The 21,808-nt window shown below is 59.4% G+C and carries 21 protein-coding genes and 2 tRNA genes; 14 read left to right on the top strand and 9 right to left on the bottom strand.

Annotation, left to right across the window (positions count from 1 at the left end; genetic code table 11):
* The first annotated feature begins 3 nt into the window (after positions 1-3).
* Positions 4-471, top strand: coding sequence for a DUF192 domain-containing protein (locus tag ACR0DO_RS04940; RefSeq protein WP_170443823.1), 468 nt, complete (start codon positions 4-6; stop codon positions 469-471).
* Between the two features lie 43 nt (positions 472-514).
* Positions 515-591 (top strand) — tRNA-Pro (locus ACR0DO_RS04935).
* 10 nt (positions 592-601) lie between these two features.
* Here the strand turns inward: ACR0DO_RS04935 and ACR0DO_RS04930 are convergent.
* Positions 602-1,036 carry a hypothetical protein gene (locus ACR0DO_RS04930; protein WP_480556999.1) on the bottom strand — a complete coding sequence of 145 codons (435 nt, stop codon included), beginning with the start codon at positions 1,034-1,036 and terminating at the stop codon, positions 602-604.
* A 532-nt stretch (positions 1,037-1,568) separates the two neighbouring features.
* On the opposite strand from ACR0DO_RS04930, the gene ACR0DO_RS04925 reads away from it, so the two are divergent.
* Both ACR0DO_RS04925 and ACR0DO_RS04920 read left to right on the top strand, forming a co-directional pair.
* On the top strand, positions 1,569-5,189 hold the full coding sequence (locus ACR0DO_RS04925) for a vitamin B12-dependent ribonucleotide reductase (RefSeq protein WP_480556998.1): 3,621 nt from the start codon (positions 1,569-1,571) through the stop codon (positions 5,187-5,189).
* 545 nt (positions 5,190-5,734) lie between these two features.
* Positions 5,735-5,980, top strand: a complete 246-nt coding sequence (locus ACR0DO_RS04920) for an EF-hand domain-containing protein (RefSeq protein WP_480556996.1) — start codon at positions 5,735-5,737, stop codon at positions 5,978-5,980.
* Positions 5,981-6,029: 49 nt separating this feature from the next.
* Here the strand turns inward: ACR0DO_RS04920 and ACR0DO_RS04915 are convergent, their stop codons facing one another.
* A complete protein-coding gene (locus tag ACR0DO_RS04915) occupies positions 6,030-7,574 on the bottom strand; it encodes a trimethylamine methyltransferase family protein (protein ID WP_480556994.1) in 1,545 nt (514 codons plus the stop codon).
* 417 nt (positions 7,575-7,991) lie between these two features.
* Here ACR0DO_RS04915 and ACR0DO_RS04910 point away from each other — a divergent pair, with 417 nt between their 5' ends.
* Positions 7,992-8,510, top strand: a complete 519-nt coding sequence (locus ACR0DO_RS04910) for an outer membrane protein (protein ID WP_480556992.1) — start codon at positions 7,992-7,994, stop codon at positions 8,508-8,510.
* A gap of 6 nt (positions 8,511-8,516) precedes the next feature.
* Here the strand turns inward: ACR0DO_RS04910 and ACR0DO_RS04905 are convergent, their stop codons facing one another.
* Positions 8,517-9,707, bottom strand: a complete 1,191-nt coding sequence (locus ACR0DO_RS04905) for a pyridoxal phosphate-dependent aminotransferase (RefSeq protein ID WP_480556991.1) — start codon at positions 9,705-9,707, stop codon at positions 8,517-8,519.
* A gap of 265 nt (positions 9,708-9,972) precedes the next feature.
* On the opposite strand from ACR0DO_RS04905, the gene cysS reads away from it, so the two are divergent.
* The 3 genes from cysS to ACR0DO_RS04890 are packed head-to-tail and all read left to right on the top strand — an operon-like array spanning position 9,973 to position 13,783.
* Positions 9,973-11,370 (top strand): cysteine--tRNA ligase, encoded by a 1,398-nt coding sequence (cysS, locus tag ACR0DO_RS04900; RefSeq protein WP_480556990.1) that lies wholly within the window; start codon positions 9,973-9,975, stop codon positions 11,368-11,370.
* Entirely contained in the window at positions 11,370-13,004 is a 1,635-nt protein-coding gene (cimA, locus tag ACR0DO_RS04895; RefSeq protein WP_480556989.1) for a citramalate synthase, read from the top strand. Before cysS ends, cimA begins: the two co-directional genes overlap by 1 nt.
* Positions 13,005-13,006: 2 nt before the next feature.
* Positions 13,007-13,783 carry a squalene/phytoene synthase family protein gene (locus ACR0DO_RS04890; protein ID WP_480557467.1) on the top strand — a complete coding sequence of 259 codons (777 nt, stop codon included), beginning with the start codon at positions 13,007-13,009 and terminating at the stop codon, positions 13,781-13,783.
* Positions 13,784-13,785: 2 nt separating this feature from the next.
* Here ACR0DO_RS04890 and ACR0DO_RS04885 read toward each other — a convergent pair whose 3' ends face one another.
* Entirely contained in the window at positions 13,786-15,012 is a 1,227-nt protein-coding gene (locus tag ACR0DO_RS04885; protein WP_480556988.1) for an MFS transporter, read from the bottom strand.
* Positions 15,013-15,108: 96 nt separating this feature from the next.
* On the opposite strand from ACR0DO_RS04885, the gene ACR0DO_RS04880 reads away from it, so the two are divergent.
* From ACR0DO_RS04880 to ACR0DO_RS04865, 4 genes are read left to right on the top strand one after another with little or no spacing between them, the layout of a single operon-like run.
* Positions 15,109-15,741, top strand: a complete 633-nt coding sequence (locus ACR0DO_RS04880; protein WP_480556987.1) for a DNA-3-methyladenine glycosylase family protein — start codon at positions 15,109-15,111, stop codon at positions 15,739-15,741.
* Entirely contained in the window at positions 15,738-16,403 is a 666-nt protein-coding gene (locus tag ACR0DO_RS04875; protein ID WP_480556986.1) for an alpha/beta hydrolase, read from the top strand. The genes ACR0DO_RS04880 and ACR0DO_RS04875 overlap by 4 nt, the downstream gene beginning before the upstream one ends.
* A gap of 2 nt (positions 16,404-16,405) precedes the next feature.
* Positions 16,406-16,909 (top strand): N-acetyltransferase family protein, encoded by a 504-nt coding sequence (locus tag ACR0DO_RS04870; RefSeq protein WP_480556985.1) that lies wholly within the window; start codon positions 16,406-16,408, stop codon positions 16,907-16,909.
* Positions 16,903-17,205 carry a putative quinol monooxygenase gene (locus ACR0DO_RS04865; RefSeq protein ID WP_480556983.1) on the top strand — a complete coding sequence of 101 codons (303 nt, stop codon included), beginning with the start codon at positions 16,903-16,905 and terminating at the stop codon, positions 17,203-17,205. Before ACR0DO_RS04870 ends, ACR0DO_RS04865 begins: the two co-directional genes overlap by 7 nt.
* A 4-nt stretch (positions 17,206-17,209) precedes the next feature.
* Here ACR0DO_RS04865 and ACR0DO_RS04860 read toward each other — a convergent pair whose 3' ends face one another.
* Together ACR0DO_RS04860 and ACR0DO_RS04855 are read right to left on the bottom strand one after the other, a co-directional pair.
* Positions 17,210-17,635: a VOC family protein gene (locus ACR0DO_RS04860; RefSeq protein WP_480556981.1), complete on the bottom strand. Its 426-nt coding sequence runs from the start codon at positions 17,633-17,635 to the stop codon at positions 17,210-17,212.
* A gap of 31 nt (positions 17,636-17,666) precedes the next feature.
* Positions 17,667-18,272, bottom strand: coding sequence for an rRNA large subunit pseudouridine synthase E (locus tag ACR0DO_RS04855; protein WP_480556980.1), 606 nt, complete (start codon positions 18,270-18,272; stop codon positions 17,667-17,669).
* Positions 18,273-18,484: 212 nt separating this feature from the next.
* Here ACR0DO_RS04855 and ACR0DO_RS04850 point away from each other — a divergent pair, with 212 nt between their 5' ends.
* Positions 18,485-19,072: an HNH endonuclease gene (locus ACR0DO_RS04850; RefSeq protein WP_480556979.1), complete on the top strand. Its 588-nt coding sequence runs from the start codon at positions 18,485-18,487 to the stop codon at positions 19,070-19,072.
* Here the strand turns inward: ACR0DO_RS04850 and ACR0DO_RS04845 are convergent.
* Both ACR0DO_RS04845 and ACR0DO_RS04840 read right to left on the bottom strand, forming a co-directional pair.
* Positions 19,069-19,536 carry a disulfide bond formation protein B gene (locus ACR0DO_RS04845; protein WP_170443858.1) on the bottom strand — a complete coding sequence of 156 codons (468 nt, stop codon included), beginning with the start codon at positions 19,534-19,536 and terminating at the stop codon, positions 19,069-19,071. The genes ACR0DO_RS04850 and ACR0DO_RS04845 overlap by 4 nt on opposite strands.
* Positions 19,533-20,111, bottom strand: coding sequence for a YqaA family protein (locus tag ACR0DO_RS04840; RefSeq protein WP_170443859.1), 579 nt, complete (start codon positions 20,109-20,111; stop codon positions 19,533-19,535). Before ACR0DO_RS04840 ends, ACR0DO_RS04845 begins: the two co-directional genes overlap by 4 nt.
* Positions 20,112-20,256: 145 nt before the next feature.
* Here ACR0DO_RS04840 and ACR0DO_RS04835 point away from each other — a divergent pair.
* Positions 20,257-20,342 (top strand) — tRNA-Leu (locus tag ACR0DO_RS04835).
* Positions 20,343-20,385: 43 nt separating this feature from the next.
* On the opposite strand, the gene ACR0DO_RS04830 is transcribed toward ACR0DO_RS04835, so the two are convergent.
* On the bottom strand, positions 20,386-21,240 hold the full coding sequence (locus ACR0DO_RS04830) for a hypothetical protein (RefSeq protein WP_480556978.1): 855 nt from the start codon (positions 21,238-21,240) through the stop codon (positions 20,386-20,388).
* Positions 21,241-21,808: the final 568 nt, after the last annotated feature.

Raw genomic sequence — 21,808 nt, 5'->3', positions numbered from 1 at the left:
TTCATGACCAGGTTTCTCGCGGTTCTTGCAAGTATTACAATGCTGTGGGCCGGAGAGGTTCTGGCGGCATGTCGCGAAGACCGTGTCGGTCTGCGCAATGATAAGACCCAGATTACCTTCAATGTTGAACTGGCGATAAGTCCGCAGGACAGGGCGCGCGGTCTGATGTTCCGCGAGTCGTTGCCGAAGCGGTCCGGGATGCTGTTCGTGTTCGACCCGCCGCAGCGGGTGGCGTTCTGGATGAAGAACACTCTGATTCCCTTGGACATCATTTTTCTGGACCGCACCGGCATGGTGACCCGCGTGCATGAAAACGCGATACCCGGCGACGAGAGCCAGATCTATGGTGGCGATTCGGTGTTTGCGGTTCTGGAAATCAATGCCGGGCTGGCGGACCGTTACCTGATCACTCCGGGAACCCAGATGCAGCACGAAGTTTTTTCGCAAGGCCCTGCAATTTGGCCCTGTTAGGGCTTTTCAAATCAGATGGGCATCGTTAGGAAGGCGCACGGTCCGGGGCGTGGCGCAGTCTGGTAGCGCACCTGTTTTGGGTACAGGGGGTCGTAGGTTCGAATCCTGCCGCCCCGACCACTTCTTTCCTTTAAATCGGTGAACCTCCCATCGTCCGGAACAGCGCGCCAAGCGCCTGGTCCAGGGCTTTGCTTTCCACCGGAACGTTGACTGCTGGCCCCTTTTTCTGTGGCACGTTAAAGAACAGCTCAGCATCGACACGGTAACCCGACGTGTTTTTGGTCGATGTCATGCGCATGACGCTTTTAGGCAAATCCTGCGGATACCCATCATAGTTGAGAATCAGATAGGCGGTGGTGTCAGGCGGCAGCAACTCGGCGCATTCAAAAACCCGATTCCCGGTTTTTTCGAACTGCTCACCGGGGCCTGCGCATTGGGTTTCAAACGTATCGAAAAGCCGTTTTGGGTAGGTCTCGAACTGCGCACTGCGCGTGGGCGGGGGCAGATCTTGTGGTGTGCAGGCCACGATCAGCAGCAGTACTGGAAGTAAGCGAAACACCAACATCTGACCTGACCCCCTCGGTAAGTCGTTTTACACGTAGCGAATTTTATCCACCCCATCGCCGGGCGGTGTTTTGATTCTTGTTCAGCCTATCCAGCTTAGTGCCAGTTTACCAAATGCCGGTAACTGTGCCGAGAAACACAGTTAATTCCCCTGAGCGCTTTTCGGGGCGGGTTCAGCGGTCGGTGGATGAACCTGTGGAGGAATCGCAATCCGTCAATAAACGGCGCCTCGAAACTTTTGGGTCAACAAAAAAGATTTTGAAAATGACTGAAAAATGACATTGACGATCTATGGCTGAATACGCCAAGTTGTATGGGCCGAAAGGAGTGCCACTAAATCTGGTAGAATGATCAGAGTGGGGCATGGGGCGAGGGTCGGAAAGCACATCTATTTAACGTGCAACCGTATAGACGGTTTCGCGCTGTAAGAAACAGCGCCCGGTCGTTTGCGTCCAAATTTCTGGCACGGCTGACGGAATGCTGAAATGCCCCTGATGCCAACGGACAAGTTGTTTGAATCTAGGGCTGCGGACATGAAGATTGACAGAAAATTCACCAAATCGGGGCAGGACGCATACGCAGATCTGGACTTTGTCTCTGCGACCTCCGAGATTCGGAACCCGGACGGCACCATCGTTTTTCGCCTCGACGAAATCGAAGTTCCCACCAAGTGGAGCCAGGTGGCCAGTGACGTCATCGCACAGAAATACTTCCGCAAGGCCGGTGTCCCTTCGGCCCTGAAAAAGGTCAAGGAAAAGGACGTTCCCGAATTCCTGTGGCGTTCGGTTCCGGCTGAGGGCTCTGAATTTGGTGGTGAAACCTCTTCCAAACAAGTGTTCGACCGTCTGGCCGGTGCCTGGGCCTATTGGGGCTGGAAAGGCGGCTATTTCTCGACCGAAGAAGACGCCCGCGCCTATTTCGACGAGATGCGCTATATGCTGGCGACCCAGCGCGCCGCGCCGAACTCGCCGCAGTGGTTCAACACTGGTTTGCACTGGGCTTACGGTATCGACGGACCCGCGCAGGGGCACCACTATGTCGACTATAAAACCGGCAAGCTGACCAAATCGAAATCCGCTTACGAACATCCGCAGCCGCACGCGTGCTTCATCCAGTCGGTCGATGATGATCTGGTGAACGAAGGCGGCATCATGGATCTGTGGGTGCGCGAGGCGCGCCTGTTCAAATACGGCTCGGGCACCGGGACCAACTTCAGCCATCTGCGTGCAGAAGGCGAAGCGCTGTCTGGTGGTGGCAAGTCCTCGGGTCTTATGGGCTTTCTCAAGATCGGCGACCGCGCCGCTGGCGCGATCAAATCAGGCGGGACAACCCGTCGAGCAGCAAAGATGGTAATCGTCGATGCAGATCACCCCGATATCGAGCAATTCATCGAATGGAAGGTGATCGAAGAGCAGAAGGTGGCCTCGATCGTTGCCGGATCGAAGATGCACGAGAAGATGCTGAACGGCATTTTCGAGGCCATCCGCAGCTGGGACGGTGCGCAAGACGATGCGTATGATCCCAACAAGAATGAAAGCCTGAAGAAAGCGGTTCGCGAGGCCAAAAAGGTAGCGATCCCAGAAACTTACATCAAGCGCGTGCTGGATTACGCCAAGCAGGGCCACGATAGCATCGAATTCCCCACCTACGACACGGACTGGGATTCGGAAGCCTATAGCTCGGTATCGGGTCAGAACTCGAACAACTCGATCCGTGTGACCAACGCCTTCTTGACCGCCGTTGAAAAAGACGCCGATTGGGAGCTGATCAACCGCACCGATGGTAAGGTCGCCAAGACCGTCAAGGCGCGGGATCTGTGGGAAAAGGTCGGCCACGCCGCCTGGGCCTGCGCCGATCCGGGCATCCAGTTCCATGACACCGTCAACGAATGGCACACATGCCCCGAAGACGGTGAGATCCGCGGCTCGAACCCGTGCTCGGAATACATGTTCCTGGACGATACGGCCTGTAACCTGGCGTCGATGAACCTGCTGACCTTCCTCAAGGATGGTGAGTTCCAGGCGGCGGACTATATGCACGCCTCGCGCCTGTGGACCCTGACGCTGGAAATTTCGGTGACGATGGCGCAGTTCCCGTCGAAGGAAATCGCGCAGCTGTCTTATGACTTCCGTACCCTGGGTCTGGGTTATGCCAATATCGGCGGCCTGCTGATGAATATGGGCTACAGCTATGACTCGGATGAGGGCCGCGCTATTTGTGGCGCACTGACCGCGATCATGACCGGTGTGGCCTATGCGACCTCGGCCGAGATTGCCGGAGAGCTTGGCCCGTTCAAAGGTTACGAACGCAACGCCGACCACATGCTGCGCGTCATCCGCAATCACCGCCGTGCATCGCAGGGCGTGACCGAGGGTTATGAGAAGCTGGCGGTGAAGCCGGTGCCTCTGGACCACGGCAACTGCCCGGACAAGCGTCTGATCGATCTGGCTATGTCGGCCTGGGATGAGGCGCTAAGCCTCGGTGAGAAAAACGGCTATCGCAACGCGCAGGCCACCGTGATCGCGCCGACCGGTACCATCGGTCTGGTTATGGATTGCGATACGACGGGCATCGAGCCGGACTTCGCTCTGGTCAAGTTCAAGAAGCTGGCCGGTGGCGGTTACTTCAAGATCATCAACCGTTCGGTGCCGTCGGCGCTGGAAAAGTTGGGTTATTCTTCGGCTCAGATCGAAGAGATCGTGGGGTACGCGGTCGGTCACGGCACCATCGGCAACGCGCCGGGGATCAACCACACCTCGCTGACCGGTCATGGCTTTGGCCCGAACGAACTGGCCAAAGTGGATGCCGCGCTGGAAAGCGCCTTTGATATCCGGTTCGTCTTCAACCAGTGGACACTGGGCGAGGATTTCTGCACCGGCGTTCTGGGCATCCCGGCGACCAAGCTGAATGACCCCACCTTCGATCTGCTGCGCCATCTGGGCTTTACCCGCGCGGATATCGAAGCGGCGAACGACCATGTCTGCGGAACCATGACTCTGGAAGGTGCGCCGCATCTGAAAGAGGAACACTACGCCATCTTCGACTGCGCCAACCCGTGCGGCAAGAAAGGCAAGCGTTTCCTTGGGGTTGATAGCCACATCACCATGATGGCAGCGGCGCAGAGCTTCATCTCGGGCGCGATCTCGAAGACGATCAACATGCCGAATGACGCGACCATCGAAGATTGCCAGAAGGCCTATGAGCTCAGCTGGTCGCTGGGTGTGAAAGCCAACGCGCTCTATCGTGACGGCTCGAAACTGTCGCAACCGCTGGCCGCGGCGCTGGTCGAGGATGATGACGAGGCGGCGGAAGTTCTGGAAAGCGGTTCGGCGCAGGAAAAAGCCGTCGTTCTGGCCGAGAAGGTGATCGAGAAGGTTGTGGTCAAGGAAATCATCCGCAGCCATCGCGAAAAACTGCCCCATCGCCGCAAGGGATACACCCAGAAGGCAATCGTCGGTGGCCACAAGGTCTATCTGCGGACGGGCGAGTTCGAAGACGGCAAGCTGGGCGAGATCTTTATCGACATGCACAAGGAAGGCGCTGGCTTCCGGGCGATGATGAACAACTTCGCCATCGCGGTCTCGGTCGGCCTGCAATACGGCGTGCCGCTGGAAGAGTTCGTCGATGCCTTCACCTTCACCAAGTTCGAACCGGCTGGGATGGTGCAGGGCAACGACTCGATCAAGAACGCGACGTCGATCTTGGACTACATCTTCCGCGAACTGGCCGTGTCCTATCTGGACCGCACCGATCTGGCCCATGTGAAGCCCGAAGGCGCAACCTTCGACGATCTGGGCCGGGGCGAAGAGGATGGTTTGTCCAATGTCTCGGAAATCAGTGACAGCGCGGCCTCCAAGTCTTTGGAAGTGCTGAAACAAATCAGCTCGACCGGGTATCTCCGCAAGCGTCTGCCCCAAGATCTGGTGGTCTTCAATGGCGGCCAGGCCGAGGTGAACGGCATGGCCGAACCGGCGCCCACCTTTGAAGCGCCTGCGGCCGAAACAGCGGTCGCGACCGGCATGGACGCACGGACCAAGGCCAAGATGCAGGGCTATGAGGGCGATCCTTGTGGCGAATGCGGAAACTACACACTGGTGCGCAACGGCACCTGCATGAAATGCAACACCTGCGGCGCAACCAGCGGGTGTAGCTAAGGCTACCGCCCCGGCAACCCGGGGCGCAGGGGTCGGAACGCTGCCACAGGTACCGGCCCCGACGAATACGGAGCAAGGCGCTGAGACTTACCATCGATGCCTCGCTCCACTCGGCCGACATGCCCGTGTCGGTCGGGAACAGGGTGGGGCGGAATATTTGCTCTTTCCCACTCTTTCACGGGGCGGGTGCGCTCGTCCCATGCGCAGTCCAGGCCGCAGGCAAAAAAACACCGGGCGGTCAACGAAATGAGCCTGGAAGGCGAAACTGACAGGGGGCTTCGGCCCCCTTTCTTTTTTGCAGCCCATTTGCCGGGTTTTGAGCAGAGCCTTGCCGTTTTGCGATGTGTCTGTCGGGCAAGTCTCGCCGAATGCATTTGGGGGATTTTTGCCGAGCAACTTGCCGCAGGTGCGACTCGGCCAAACACGCAAAGATTGGCGCGATACGGACAAATTCCCCTGATGCGGGTGACATCAGGATTGAGGACGGTGTTTGTGTTGGGTGTCCGGACGCAAAACCAAACAGAACTCAATCAGGAGGCATCACAATGAAACCGCAAACACTGACCGTAATTTCCGCCTTTGTCCTTGGACTGCCGGTTATGGCCATTGCAGACACGACAGCCGATGCAAACGGCGATGGTGTACTGACAATTGAAGAGGTTCAGGCCGTTCTGCCCGAAGTTGACACCGACACATTCTCGGCGATGGACGCAAACGGCGACGGCGCGCTGGATGAGGCCGAAATTGCCGTGGCGCAGGAAGCAGGGTTGTTGCCGGCGACCGACGGCTAACCCCGAATTAAAGGGCGGCCAGAAAATTTCTGGCCGCTTTTACAGTGCCTTATTTGGCGAGGTGAATGTTGAACCTGTCGCGAATCTCAGCATCCAAAATCGGATCGAACCGGGCTGGAGACGGGGACGACAGGATTTCTTCCTTCCGCTTGATCGCTTTTTCAATCAGACCGGGTTTGCCTAGCTCTGCCCATTCCTTGGGCGAGGTGCGGTCACCGAACGTTGGATAGACATAATCCGCCTGCATCCGGCTGAGCGTGGCGTCGGTGCCCAGATAGTGGCCCGGACCGCCCATGCAGACCTCGGCGATCTGATCCAGCGCCAGTGTTTCATCGTTGACCTCAATCCCGCGTACACAGCGTTGCGCCTGTCCGATCAGGTCGTCGCTGAGGATAAGGCTTTCCAGGCAAAAGCCCAGCAATGAGGCGTGCATACCTGCCGCTTCGTACACCATGTTCACGCCCGATAGCCCGGCCATGACATTCGAGCACATCTGCTCCCATCCGGCTTGCATGTCGGGCACTTTCGAGTCGGACGCTCCGGCGGCTGCACCACCCGGCAGATCATAGAACCGGTGCATCTGGGCGCAGCCCGCGGTCAGCAGGGCCTGTTCGCCGGACCCGATCGACATGGCGCCGGTGCGCAGGTCCAGGCCAAAGGGCCAAGTGCCAAAAATCGCTGGGGCAACAGGGCTTACGGCGTTTACATAAACCAGTCCGGCCAGGCATTCCGCCGTGGCTTGGGTGATCGCCCCGGCGATTGTCGAAGGTGCGGTCGCCCCGGCCATTCCTGCCGACAGCAACAGAACGGGCATCCCTGCCTTGATGCACAGTTCCATGACCTCGCAGCTTTCGGTGGCGAATTTCATCGGTGGCACGACAAAGCAGTTCGAGTTCGAGATGAACGGACGCTCACGGAATTTATCTTCGCCGCCGGCGATCGTGTAGATCATCTCCATCGCGGGCGCCACGTGATGCGGTTCGGTGAAGGATGTGCCGATATGCTTGAAGGTGCCCGAACAGCAGGCGTAGATCGTGTTCAGATCCATTTCCAGGTTGTCCGGAATGTCTCGGCAGACCATCGGCCGCTGAACAAAGTGAATATTTTCAAGCTGTTCACAGATACGGGATGCGTCATGCAAATCCTGCACTGTTGAATCCCGGTATTCATTGCCGTGAACATCAACCATACTGACGGCCGCGCCTGCGGTGCCGTAGTGGACCTTGGTGCCGGACAGGTTCAGATCGGTTTTGCCATCGCGGCTGTACAGAGTGACCGAGCGGTTTGCCTTGGCGACCGTGTCCTCGACCAGCGCGCGGGGAAAGCGGATGCGGCCATCATCGCCCAAAGTGCAGCCAGCACCGACTAGGTAATCGATCCCGCTCTGCGGCGCGTCGGCCAGACCGATGGTTTCCAGTGCGGTCAGCGCAGCTTCGTGAATACGTTCGATCTGTGCCTGGGTCAGAACATTGAGGACGCCACCCTCCATACCGGGGCGGATGGGGCGCAGATGTTCAGGCAGTGCTGTCGCACGGGCAGCACGGCGCGCGGCGCGTCCGCCGCTGCGGGAAGAGTTACGGGTTTGATCGGTCATGGGGCAGAATCCAGTAAATAAGGCGTCGTGAGGCTAGGGGTGTCACGCCTTGGGCGGCCGCCCACGCGCCGCACGGCCCCGATCCGCACCGATGGTGCGGCTGATCAGCCGGATCTTCCAAACTTCGTTTTGCATGTGGGTCCTCACATATTGGCGGTCAGTATTCCGACGTGCACCGGCGCTTTCTGTCCTGTTTGCGACCTGAGAGTTCAAAAGCGAAGCTGTGATGCATGTGTCACGGCGTTTGTTTGTTTCAAAAGAATTTTTCCCGCTATGGCAGAAATCTGTTATGGTTCCTTCACTTATTTAAGAGTGGTTCGTGATCTCAATTGAATCTTAATGATCGTGAACCAAGTTTCTAAGTTACGTTGACCCGAAAGACCAAAGTCCCGACGGAAGGTTCTTTAGGAGAGTTTTATGAAAGCCCTTAAGGTCGTCTGCCTCTTTTTGGTGGCGAGCATCGCAGCCCCCGCAATGGCTGAGGATTGGACCGGGGCTTATGCCGGATTCAGCTTTGGATATGCAGAAGCCGACGGCCCGAACGGGTCAAGCGGCAACGACACGGCCTTTGGCCCTCATATCGGCTATGACCGGGACTTCGGCAGCTTTGTTCTGGGTGGTGAACTGGAATACAACCATCTGTCCCTGGGCCTGAGTGATGGCGAGGGCAGTCTGGACAGCATGACCCGCCTGAAACTTCGCGGTGGCTATGATTTTGGCGGCGCCTTGGGATATGTTGTGGTCGGCGCGGCCCGGTTGGATGCTTCGGTCGACAACGATACGGCGGCCGTCTACGGAATCGGCGTGGCCTATCCGATCAACGACCGCTTTGTGATCAGCGGTGAGGCATTGCGGCAGGATTTCGATGACGTCACCCGGACAGATGGCGGGCTGGACGCGAGTGTTTTCAACCTGCGCACATCCTTCCGGTTCTGACGCCTGTCAGCCAACGGCGGAGTGATGTTCCGACAATTCAGACGCAAAGGTACAGATCGTGGACAGGGCGGTTGCGAATCTGTCGTCGTCAATCGTCATTGCCACACGGATATGGCCTGCGGCTGCGGACCCGAAACTTTCACCCGGCATAACCGCAATCGCGTGCGTATCCAGAAGGGCGTTGGCGAATCCATCACCGCTGAGCCCGGTGGCACGGATATCCAGCATCAGATACATCGCGCCCTGCGCCGGAACCAGTCCGATGGTGTTCTGCGCCTCGAGAATACCAATCGCCAGCGCGCGGCGTCGGCGGAAGGGGTCGGCGATCTGTTCCTCCAGATCGTTGCCCGCGTTCAGTGCGAAACTGGCGGCGTCCTGGATAAATCCGGGTACGCCATAGGTTGTGTGCGTGGCGAGGTTGATCAGATGCGAGATCACCTTTTCGGGGCCGACGATCCAGCCGCAGCGGGACCCGGTCATCGCGTGGGATTTCGACATTGAACCAACGACCAGCGTGCGCTCGGCCATGCCCGGTAGGGTACGGGGCGAGATATGCTCTCCCTCCCAGACCTGCGTGTCATAGACCTCGTCCGAAATCAGCCAGAGATCACGCTGGCGGCACACCTTGGCGATCCCTTCGAGGGTCTGGCGGGAATACACAACACCGGTGGGGTTGTTCGGCGTGTTGACCAGCAAAGACACCGCGCCATCGGCGGCGGCCTCGATCTGTTCGGCGCGCGGCTGGAACGCGTCTTCGGCGGTGGTTTGGATTGATCGGGCCACAGCTCCGGCCCCCCGGATCGTGCCGGGGTAGGTGGCGTAATACGGGTCGAGATACAGCCCCACGTCGCCGGGATCACACACCGCGACATGGGCAGAAAACAGCGCTGATTGTCCACCGGGCGTGATCAATACGTTGTGGCGCGTGGTGGGCACTCCGGTGCGTGCCTGCAGCCGGGCGGCCACTGTGTCGCGCAGCAGGTCGGTGCCGGGAACCATCGCATAACCGGTGTGACCTTGCCGGGCGGACAGATCCATCGCCTCAAGGATCGACGCATCGGTGCGGATGTCGTGCTCGCCAATCGTCAGCTCGGTCACTGCGTAGCCGTCGCTGATCATCTGGCGGGCGCGATAGAACACGTCCCAACCGTCGCTGCCGCCTTCGGTCAGATGAGTAATGCGCCGCGACAGTTTCATGAGCCGTCTCCGTCTGGTGTCTTGCGCAGACAGGGCCAGAGGCATTGGAAATTGTCAATCAGCGACGTCGGGGCGTGGAACTCGGGGCTTGGCGCAGAGCGGTCTGCGTGGTACTGGAACAGTATGAACCGTATGACCTGCATCATTATCTGCTGCATTACCTGCTGATTTATCAAGCGGGCCGGTTTCTTTCGTTTTCATCCCTGAGACAAGTTGCTAAGCCCGCGCCAACGCGAGAAGCCACGCTGTCTTTAGGAGCTGACCGATGACGACGATCAAACTGCACAACACCCGGACGCGGACGAAAGAGGATTTCGTTCCGATCAGCGCCGACAATGTGCGGATGTATGTCTGCGGACCGACCGTCTATGACCGCGCTCATCTGGGAAATGCACGACCGGTGGTGGTGTTTGATGTGCTCTATCGCTTGCTGCGGCACACGTATGGCGCGGATCACGTGACCTATGTGCGCAATTTCACCGACGTGGACGACAAGATCAACGCAACCGCGCTGGCTCGACAGCAGGCTGGTGCTGCGGGCACGTTGGAACAATTGGTGCAGGAGCGTTCGGACGAGACCATTGGCTGGTATCTGCATGATATGGGCGCGCTGGGGGCATTGGAACCAAACGAGATGCCGCGCGCTACGCAATATATCGACCAGATGATCGCTATGATCGAAGGGCTGATCGAGAAGGGCCACGCCTACGCAGCCGAGGGGCATGTCCTGTTTGCCGTGGATAGCTGGAAAGAGAAGTATGGCGCTCTGTCCGGTCGGTCCGTCGATGACATGATCGCAGGCGCGCGGGTTGAGGTCGCGCCTTACAAAAAGAACCCGATGGATTTTGTGCTGTGGAAACCCTCGACCGATGAGTTGCCAGGCTGGGACAGTCCCTGGGGCCGGGGGCGACCGGGCTGGCACATCGAATGCTCGGCCATGAGCTATGAACTGCTGGGCGACAGCTTTGACATTCACGGTGGCGGCAACGACCTGATGTTTCCGCACCATGAGAATGAAATTGCGCAAAGCTGCTGCGCGCATCCCGAAGGGGAGTTTGCGCGGGTCTGGCTGCACAATGAGATGTTGCAGGTAGAAGGTAGGAAGATGTCCAAATCTCTGGGCAATTTCTTCACCGTTCACGACCTGTTGGAACAGGGCGTTCCGGGCGAAGTGATCCGCTTTGTCTTCCTGCAAACTCACTATCGCAAGCCGATGGACTGGACTGAGAAAAAGGCACGCGAGGCCGAGGCGACACTGCGCAAGTGGCGGGCGCTGACAGCGGGCATCGAGCCCGCCGCCAGCGCGGCGCCCGCAGTAGTCGCTGCGCTGAGTGACGACCTGAACACGGCGGGCGCTTTGGCCGAGCTTTACCGTCTGGCTGCGGATGGGGATGCGGCGGGGCTGCTGGCGAGTGCGCAGTTGGTGGGGCTCTTGTCTGACGAGATGGGCGCGTGGGCGGATACCGCTTCGGTGGATCTGTCTGCTCATGCGAGCCGGTTGGCGGATGCGCGGGTCGTTGCGATGCAGAGCAAGGATTTCTCGGAAGTGGACCGCCTGAAGGCCGCATATATCGCCGCCGGTTTGGAAGTTCGCATGAGCAAGGACGGGGTCGAACTGGTGCCCGGTGCCGGGTTTGACGCGGCCAAGCTGGAGGAGGTGTGATGTCAAAGGAACGGCTGTACCTTTACGACACGACCCTGCGCGACGGGCAGCAAACGCAGGGTGTGCAATTCTCTACCGCCGAAAAGGTTCAGATCGCGCAGGCTCTGGACGAGCTGGGCGTGGACTATATCGAAGGCGGCTGGCCCGGGGCGAATCCGACGGACAGCGCGTTTTTCGAGGTCGCGCCAAAGACCTCGGCCCGTCTGACCGCGTTTGGCATGACCAAACGGTCGGGTCGGTCGGCCGAGAATGACGATGTTCTGGCCGCGGTGATGAATGCGGGGACGCAGGCCGTCTGTCTGGTTGGCAAATCGCATGACTACCACGTCACCCATGCGCTTGGAATCTCGCTGGAGGAGAATGTCGAGAATGTTCGCGCCTCGGTCGCGCATATCGTGGCGCAGGGGCGTGAGGCGCTGTTCGATGCCGAGCATTTTTTTGACGGCTACAAGGACAATCCCGGTTACGCGGTCCAGGTGTGCCGGGCCGCTTTGGACGCTGGCGCACGATGGGTTGTGTTGTGTGACACCAATGGCGGCGCGCTGCCGGCTGAGGTGTCGCGGATCGTGTCCGAGGTGATTGCTGCAGGGCTGCCGGGGGATCGGTTGGGCATTCACACCCATAACGACACCGAAAACGCGGTGGCCTGTTCTCTGGCCGCTGTCGATGCGGGGGCGCGGCAGATTCAGGGTACTCTGAACGGATTGGGTGAGCGTTGCGGCAACGCCAACCTGACGGCGCTGATCCCGACGCTGTTGTTGAAGACCCCCTATGCCACGGGTTTTGAGACAGGGGTCAGCTTGCAGGCGCTGGGTGGTCTGACCCGCATCAGCCGGATGCTGGACGATATCCTGAACCGGGTTCCCAGCAAGCAATCGGCCTATGTCGGAGCTTCGGCCTTTGCTCATAAGGCGGGGCTGCACGCCAGCGCGATCCTCAAGGACCCGTCGACCTATGAACATGTCGAGCCGGGCGCGGTCGGGAATGCGCGGATCATTCCGATGTCGAACCAAGCGGGGCAATCGAACCTGCGCAAACGCCTGAACGAGGCCGGTCTGGTCGTCGAAAAGGGCGACCCGGCGTTGGGGCGCATTCTGGACCGGATCAAACAGCGCGAGGCTGAGGGGTATTCCTATGACACCGCGCAAGCCAGCTTTGAACTGCTGGCGCGCGATGAGCTGGAGCAATTGCCCGAGTTCTTCGAGGTCAAGCGCTACAAAGTCACTGTTGAGCGGCGCAAGAACAAGTACAACAAGATGGTCAGCCTGTCCGAGGCTGTGGTTGTCGTGAAGGTCGACGGGGAAAAGAAGCTCTCGGTCAGTGAGTCCATGGATGAAAACGGCAGCGACCGGGGGCCGGTGAACGCACTGGCCAAGGCGCTTTCGAAGGATCTGGGGCAGTACTCGCAGATTTTGGCCGATATGAAACTGGTCGATTTCAAGGTGCGCATCACTCAGGGTGGGACCGAAGCGGTAACCCGCGTGATCATCGACAGCGAAGACGGGCGGGGGCGGCGGTGGTCGACCGTGGGCGTCAGTGCGAACATAGTCGACGCCTCGTTCGAGGCGTTGCTGGATGCGATCCAGTGGAAACTGGTACGCGATTGCGGATCGCAGACGGCGGTAGCCGAGTGACCGTGGAATTCAACGACGACGTCAAGGCTTGCGCAGAACTGGTGCATCGTGCCGATCCCGACCGGTTCATGGCGGTGATGGCGGCACCCGTCTCGGTGCGGCCGCTGTTGTTTCCGCTCTACGCGCTGAATGTCAAGGTCGCGCGCGCCCCTTGGGTCACGCAAGAGGCGATGATCGCCGAGATGCGCCTGCAATGGTGGCGCGATGCGCTGCAGGAGATTGCCGAGGGGAAACCTGTGCGCAGGCACGAAGTCGTGACGCCTCTGGCGCAGGTTCTGTCACCGCATCTTGCTGCGATGCTGGATGAGTATGTGGCCGTCAGGCGCTGGGACATTTACCGCGATCCGTTTGAGGATGAGGCGCATTTCGACGCCTATATCAACCACTCAGCCGGGTCGTTGATGGTTGCGTCGGCGCAGGTTTTGGGCGCTGCGGACGAGGGCGTTTTGCGTGACTTCGGTTATGGCGTTGGCGTGGCGAACTGGCTTCGCGCCATTCCCGATCTCGAAGCACGGGGCCGTATTCCTTTGCTCGACGGCACGCCCGATGGCGTGCGGACACTGGCGCAGAAGGCGCTGGAGCGGCTTCAACGGGCGCGCTCCAGTGTGTCTGCTGTCTCGGCGGTTGCCCGGTCCGCGCTTTACGCCGGGTGGCAGGCGGAATGGGTTCTGCGGCAGACCGTGGCCCGCCCGGATCGCGTGGCCGCCGGGGATTTGGCGCAGGGTGAAATTCGCCGCAGGCTATCGCTGATGTGGACCGCAGCGAGCGGGCGCTGGTAGGGTCAGACTGTTTCCGCCTCGGACGGTTTCAGAACCAGCCACAGCAGCGCGCCGCCCGCCAGCGTCAGCAGCGGGATCATGGCGAGGTTCACCGCCGTCCAGCCCTCGACCGCGGAGCCGCCCGAACAGTTCATCAATCCGCCCGAGGCCAGTGATGCAAGCGTGACGCCGCCAAACACCAGCAGATCGTTCAGGCCCTGCATCCGGCCGCGTTCATTCACGTCATGCGAGGCGGCCAGCATGGTCGTGGCTCCAATAAAGCCAAAGTTCCAACCAACCCCCAGCAGGATCAGGGCGACGAAAAAATTGCCCAACTCGACACCTTGCAGGGCAACCACGCCCGCGCCAGCCAGAATAGCAAGGCCAAGGGCGACGATTTTCTCGACCCCAAAACGCGCGATGAGCTGACCGGTGAAAAAGCTGGGCACATACATTGCCAGCACGTGGCTGGTGACCACGTCGGCGGCGTCATTTGCGCTGAACCCACAGCCCACTACCGCCAGCGGGGTCGAGGTCATCACAAGGTTCATCAGCGCGTAAGACACCATGGCGCAGATGATGGCCACGGCGATGCGCGGCGTCTTCAGCATTTCCAGACGGGACCGTCCCGTTGGTGCGCCTTCCTCGGCTTTTGGCGGTGTTGGAATATCCAGAAAGAAGAACAGAGCCGAGCCAACGACATTCAGCGCGATTACCGCCATGTATGTTCCTAGGAACGGGATCACATAGGCGGTCGAGGTCAGCTTGACGATCTGCGGCCCGATGATGGCCGCAGCCAGACCACCGGCCATAACGTAAGAGATAGCCTTGGGGCGGAATGCATCCGACGCGGTGTCAGCGGCGGCAAAGCGGTAGAATCCGTGGGCGCTCATGTAGATGCCGGTTAGCAGGCTGCCCAGCAGGAAGATCGGGAACGAACCCAGATACAGGCCATATGCGCCTACCAAACCGCCACAGGCGCCGGCGGTGGCGCCGACCAGAAAACCGGCACGCCGCCCCCAACGCTGCATGATCGCCGAAACCGGCGTGGCCGCCAGCATCGAGCCCAGAACGATCAGCGAAATGGGTAGGGTGGCCAGACAGGGATTGGTCGCCAGCGACTGACCTGCAAGCCCGCCAACGATGAAGATCATCGGCATCTGAGACCCCAGCACGGCTTGCGCCGCCACCAATACGGCGACGTTGCGTTTGGCTTGGCTGTTGTCCGGGGTGGCGGCGGTCAGTGTCATGGGCCTATGGGTATCCGCGAAAACTCAGCCGCACAAGCGGGTTGCATATGCGGCAAAGCAGCCTAACGTGCACGTGATCATCAGCCCGGAGCGCGCATGTCCGTAGGACGTATCATCGAAACCAACGAATGTGTGTCGGAAGGCGCGACGTGGCTGGCCGAAACGTGTCCGCGTATGGCTTGGGCGATGGAGCAAACCGGACCGTTGCCCCTGCGCCGCCGTCCGGACGGGTTTGCGCAGTTATTGAGCGCGATTGTCAGCCAACAGGTTAGCGTCGCCTCGGCCAATGCGATCTGGAAGCGGTTGCTGGATGCCAAGCTCACCGGACCGCGCAAGATCATGTGGGCAACCGATGACGATTTGCGCGCCGTGGGGCTGAGCCGCCAAAAAATCCGGTATGCCCGTGCGCTGGCTGAGGCGCGAATTGATTACAAGGCCTTACGCGATGCTCCTAATGCAGATGTTGTTGCGACGTTGACTGAAGTGCCGGGCATTGGCGTCTGGACCGCCGAGATCTACGCGATGTTCTCGCTGGGCCGCGCCGACGTGATCGCGCCGGGCGATCTGGCGCTGCAAGAGGCCGCGCGGATCCTTTATGACCTGCCCAAACGTCCGACCGACAAGGAACTGCGACAGATGGCCGAGGCCTGGTCGCCGTGGCGGTCGGTTGCGGCGCGGGTTTTGTGGGCCTATTACCGGGTGGCCAAAGAACGAGAAGGGATCAGATGACACGGGTTTTGAATGCGCTCCGAAAAGAGCCGGTTTCGGGCGACACGCGCTCGGTCGTGGTGTTCGTGCACGGCTATGGGGCCAATGGCGCCGATTTGCTGGGTCTGGCCGATCCGCTGGGTGAACACCTGCCGGATACGTTGTTCGTTGCCCCGGATGCGCCCGAACAGATTCCCGGAATGCCAAACGGCTTTCAGTGGTTCCCGATCCCGTGGATTGACGGCTCGTCCGAGGAAGAAGCGCGGCGCGGCATGGAAATGGCGGTCGAAGACTTCAATGCCTTCCTCGACGCGCTGATGGTGGACGAAGACGTGCTGCCCGAGCAGGTGGTTCTGTTCGGATTCTCACAAGGCACCATGATGAGCCTGCATGTCGCCCCGCGCCGCGAAGACCCGGTGGCCGGGATTGTTGCGTTTTCAGGCCGGTTGCTGGAGCCCGATCTGCTGCCCGATGAGACCGTCAGCCGGATGCCAATCCTTCTGGTGCATGGGGACTCCGACGACGTGGTGCCGCCACAATCGCTGCCTGAAGCCGCCGAAGCCCTGCAGGCGGCGGATTTCAAGGAAATCTATGCGCATGTGATGAAGGGCACTGGCCACGGTATCGCACCCGACGGCCTGAGCGTCGCGCTGGCCTTCATGCGCGATAAGTTGAGCTTGTGACCATGATCGCGGTCCGCCCCATGATGCCCGAAGATGTCAGTGCGGCTTGCCGCATCCTCAACGATATCATCGAGATCGGAGGCTCGACCGCGTTGGAAATTCCGTTCTCCGACGCGCTGTTTGCGCAAAGTTACCTTGGTGGATCGGACATGATTTGCTGTCACGTTGCCCTGGACGATCAGGGTGAGGTGGCGGGCTTCCAATGGCTGGGAACGCATGATGCGCTGCCTGAGGATTGCGGAGATATTGCAACCTTCACCCGCCGCGCACCCGTGCTGAAAGGGGCCGGGCGCGCGCTGTTCGCGGAAACGGCCAAATACGCCGCCGGGGTCGGGCTGAACGCAATCAGCGCAACCATTCGCGCCGACAACGGAATGGGGCTGGGTTACTATGACAAAATGGGATTCCGTGACTACTCGGTCGCTTACGGGGTGCCGTTGCGGGGCGGAAGACCGGTCGACAGAATCACCAAACGGTTTGACCTGAGAAAGGACGCCCCATGTTGATCGTGACCGGAACTGTTGAGGTTTCGCCCGAAGGCGTTGAAAAAGCAGCCAAAGCCGCACAGGCGATGGTGGCCGAGACGTTGAAGGAACCCGGCTGTCTGGTCTATGAGTTCAGCCGGATTCTGGGGCATTCCACACGGTTTCGCGTCTATGAGGAATGGCAGGATCAGGCCGTTTTGGAGGCTCATTTTGCAGCGCCGCATATGGCGGTGTTTCAGGCTGTGTTGGCTGAGGCCGGCGTCGTCTCAAGCGATATCTACCGCGTTGTTGGCGGTGAAAAGCAGTCTCTGCGGTGACGCGTCAATCCCACAGATGACCCTCGGCGAACTCGACGGAATTGCCGGACGGGTCGCGCACGTAAAGCGAGCGTGCGCCGCTTGGCCAGTCGAACTCGGCATCCATAGGAACGTTCCAGTCCAGCAGATGTTTGCGCATCACATGGATCTGATCACGCGTCAGGATCAGGCAGACATGGCCCGGCCCGCGCGCGCCGTGAGGTGGGACCGGAAGGTCGGGATTGCCGGGTGGCTTCTCGGTTTCCTCCGCGTTGAACAGCAGCAGAACCGAGCCACCGACACGGAAGAACACGTGCCGGTCGGCAACCCGTTGGATTTTCTCCAGCGCCAGAATCTCGCCATAGAACTGTTCCGCCGCATCCAGGTCATCGACGTAGAGCGCGGCCTCGAGAATACCCGAGGGCGCGGGTATGTCCGGCGTGACTTTCATTCCGTAAGTATATCACAACACGCGGTTTTTGTCACCGGCGCGGGCGGCGGTCCCGTTTTCGCGGTGGGGCGGAGTTCAGTGCCGGGGCAGGCAGGCTGTCCCATTGGCCGGGGTCAAGGCCATCCAGGGACCAGTCGCCGATCCGGGCGCGGATCAAGCGCAGTGTCGGGTGGCCCACAGCTGCCGTCATCCGCCGCACCTGACGGTTGCGGCCCTCGCGTAGTGTCAGTTCGATCCAGCAATCGGGTACCGTTTGGCGCACCCGGATCGGAGGGTTGCGTGGCCACAGCCCCTCGGGTTCCTCCATCAATCGCGCCTTGGCCGGGCGTGTCTTTCCGTCCTTCAACTCGACCCCGTCGCGCAGGGCGTTTAGCGCGGCGGCGTCCGGCAGACCCTCGACCTGAACCCAGTAGGTTTTGGGCATCTTGTGCTTGGGGTCGGAGATCTGCGCCTGCAGCCGCCCGTTGTCGGTCAGCAGCATCAACCCCTCGCTGTCCCGGTCCAGCCGCCCGGCCGGATAGACACCGGGCAGGTCGATGTAATCCGACAAAGTGCTGCGCGGCGACTCCGCATTGGCGCGGTCGGTAAACTGCGGCAGCACGTCGAAAGGTTTGTTGAATCGGATGAACCAGCTCATGTCTCTCGCCATAGCCCGCAGGCCACATTGGTGCAACCTGTGGATAACTGTCACGCAAATGTTACGGATTCACCTTAACCAACACCCGAGATATTGTGGAAAATCAGGGCTTGTCAGAGTTTTAACACGATATATAGTTAAGTTAAGGCCGGGGCGGGTGTTCCCCGCTCTGATGTCAAAACGGGCAGAGCAGAGCGAGGAGCGATTCTGATATGGATGGAGACTTCAGGACCGAATTTGTCAGGGAACCCGGTGCGCTAAAGCATCATCCGGCATTGGTTTTGAACGCCGATTATCGCCCCTTGTCCTATTACCCGTTGTCCCTGTGGCCGTGGCAAGAGGCGATCAAGGCGGCCTGGCTGGATAGGGTGGACATCGTGGCCGAGTACGACGAGGTCGTCCGAAGCCCGAGTACCGAGATACGAATACCGTCGGTTGTTGTCCTGAAAGATTATGTAAAACCCAGAAAGCGCGTGGCCTTCACGCGCTTTAATTTATTTCTGAGGGACGAATTCCGCTGTCAGTACTGCGGCAGCAAGGGAGATCTGACCTTTGACCACGTGGTACCGCGGGCCGCTGGCGGCGTCACAAGCTGGCAGAACGTGGTGGCGGCGTGCAGCCCCTGCAACCTGAGAAAGGGGTCGAAATCACTGAGGCAAGCGGGAATGACCTTGCGAAAACCGCCGCGTCAACCCGATGCCGAGGTTCTGAGGAATATCGGGCGCAAGTTCCCACCGAACCACCTGCATGACAGCTGGATCGACTTTCTCTATTGGGATGCGGAACTGGACGAGTTCTAACGGCCCGCCCGCCACGCGGCGATCCAGACCAGTACCAGAACGCCCGACAGGATGGCGTTCCACCCGGCCATCGAAATGCCCATCATTTGCCACGGTATGTCATCGCAGCGCACCAGCGGGGCGGACATGATCTGATCCATCAACTCTTGCGTCGACAAGCCACCGATATCGCCGGAGGTACAGCTTGTGGGGCCTTCCCACCATTTTTGCTCGACCCCGGCGTGGAATACACCGATTGCTGCGGTTGTCAGGGCGGCGAGTGCGCCCAGCAGTGGCAGCAGATTTACGCGCGGCAGGACCAAAGCCACGGCACCGATCAGAATGGCCGCGCCATGTGGATACCGCTGCCAGATGCACATCTTGCAGGGCGCCATGCCGCCAAGATGTTGAAAACCCCACGCGCCAAGCAGCAGCGCCAAAGACCCGCAGCTTGCGATCAGGACCAGAGTGTTTTTGCGTGTCATAGGTATCTCACCGCAAGGAACCCGCCGAACAGAAGCACGACGAACAGCGTGAACATAAGGCCCAGACGCTTTTCAATGAAGGCCCGGATCGGTTCTCCGAAGCCCCAAAGCAGCCCGGCGACCACGAAAAAGCGCAGCGCGCGGGCCAGGATTGAGGTGGCGATGAAGGTGCCCAACGGCATCCCGGTCCAGCCAGACATGATGGTGATGACCTTGTAGGGGAAGGGGGTGACACCGGCGCCCAGAACGGCCCAGAAGCCGAAATCGTTGAAGCGGGTGTTGAATTCTTCCATGGCGTGCGCCTTGCCCATGGATTCCAGAATCGGCTGGCCGATACTTTCGTAGAAGAACGCCCCGATGGCATAGCCCAACAAGCCACCCAGAACCGATGCAACCAGAGCGACCGTTGCAATCAGCCACGCGCGCGACGGGCGGGCTAGGATCATCGGAATCATCAGCACATCCGGCGGGATCGGAAAGACCGAGCTTTCGATAAAGGCGACGAAAGCCAGCGCCCACAGGGCGTGCGGATGTTCGGCCAGACGAATGGTCCAGTCATAGAGCGAGCGCAACATCTGGTGCTAAAATCCTGTTCTAACCTAGCGCAAGCCAAACCATGCGCCCGCTGAGGCGTCAACCACCGCAGTGAAAACAAAACGGATTTGGGTTGGTTTTTGCCTCTGGACCTTCCCGGTCATGGACGCTAATCCAGTGTTCGTGGCCCAAGTGGCGGAATGGTAGACGCAGGGGATTCAAAATCCCCCGATGGCAACATCGTGAGAGTTCGAGTCTCTCCTTGGGCACCACGTAATCCTGCAGATGTTTCACGGCTACCAGCGCTTGGCCTTGCTAACCGTCCAGAACGTTGCCCTCTGGAAAGCAGTCGTCATTGATGATCTGAAAGCTCTGCTCTCTGTGCAGTCCGACCCAAGCGACCGAGTTTGTGAATCCCTTTACGATTCTGACTGTAAGATGTTTGGCCCCGTCCAATATCTGACGCATTTGATCAGAGGCATCCTGGAATAACAGTCTGCACGCAAGCCTGAGATCGACCTGATCATAAGGAACCCGTGTTTCACCGCGACGTCCGAAGGTCATTGTTACTTTGCCATCTTTTTCTTTGTCATAGTTTACCGGGGACCAACCTTTCAGCGAACCGGGAAAGGCCCATGTGAACATCACCTGTTCGTCATGGCTTAGACATGCCCCGTCCTGCACCGCTACAGGAAAAATATCTGTCAGTTTCTTGTCCTCGGCATCGACGAAGCGGAAGCCGAGGCGGTAGATATCGGTCCGGGTTACCCCTTGGGGTGGATTGGGTAACCGTGTCAAAACAGACCCACACACCGCCCTTAGAAACTCTCCGTCCAGGGTGTGTTGAGGTTCCTCGGAGCCCCGGACACGTAAGAAGTTCACGTTCATATCCAGCGCGTGTTCCCCCTGCAATGTGGTCCAGGTTGGATCGAAGCTTTGCCAAGTCACGTCACCGCTGGTGTAGGTGGGTCCAGCCCGCCCCAAGGGATGAAGTGTCTTTGGGCCTTCAATGAGATTGCTTGCCAAGACCAGAACGGCGGCGACGGCGGTGCAGATGAATATCAGCTTCAGGGGCAGCCTTTTCTTCGGCGGTGGCCTTGGCGGCACGTAATCGGGCGGCAATTCCTGAGTGGTATGTTCAGTTTTCAATGGGGTGTCGTCCGAGGCCATAATTTTGTCTTTGCTGCAAATACCCTTGCAGCTTGTCTACGAAATTCGACGATTCAATGGCAATGCAGATTGTTTTGGCGTGTTGTAATCGGCCACAGTCAAAACTGCCCTTCATTACGCCAAATGGCGGTTTCAGTCGGGTTTGCAAAGTTTGGAAGGTCTCGCGACCCCGCGGAACAAGCGTCTAAGCTGACAGGGTGCATTCAGCCGGATAAGCGGGGAAACTTTTGGAACTCGCCTCAAATCTGCGGATTGAACGCATCAACAGAGGCGCAGGGGTTGACAAGTTGAGTGTCTGAATGAAACGTCGAAGATGTTGGGAGATTTTGGAAATTCAGGCGCTTGGCCCCGTTGCAACGGGTTCAGGCTTGCCTTATCGGCGGGGGCCCTGGAGGGGGAGACGCTGGACGATTTCCCATCCACCATAAGAATTGGGAGTTCTCAAAAATGAAAAACAGCAGCAAGCTTAGCCTCGGCGCGGTTGTTACTGCGGCCTTTATGGCTCCGGCGGCGTATGCGGAGGAATTCATCACCATTGGCACCGGCGGTGTGACGGGTGTTTATTATC

It is taken from the genome of Ruegeria sp. AM9 (assembly GCF_056540565.1).
Note: the sequence above shows the minus strand (reverse complement) of the source record. Positions and strands in the feature narration are given on the sequence as shown.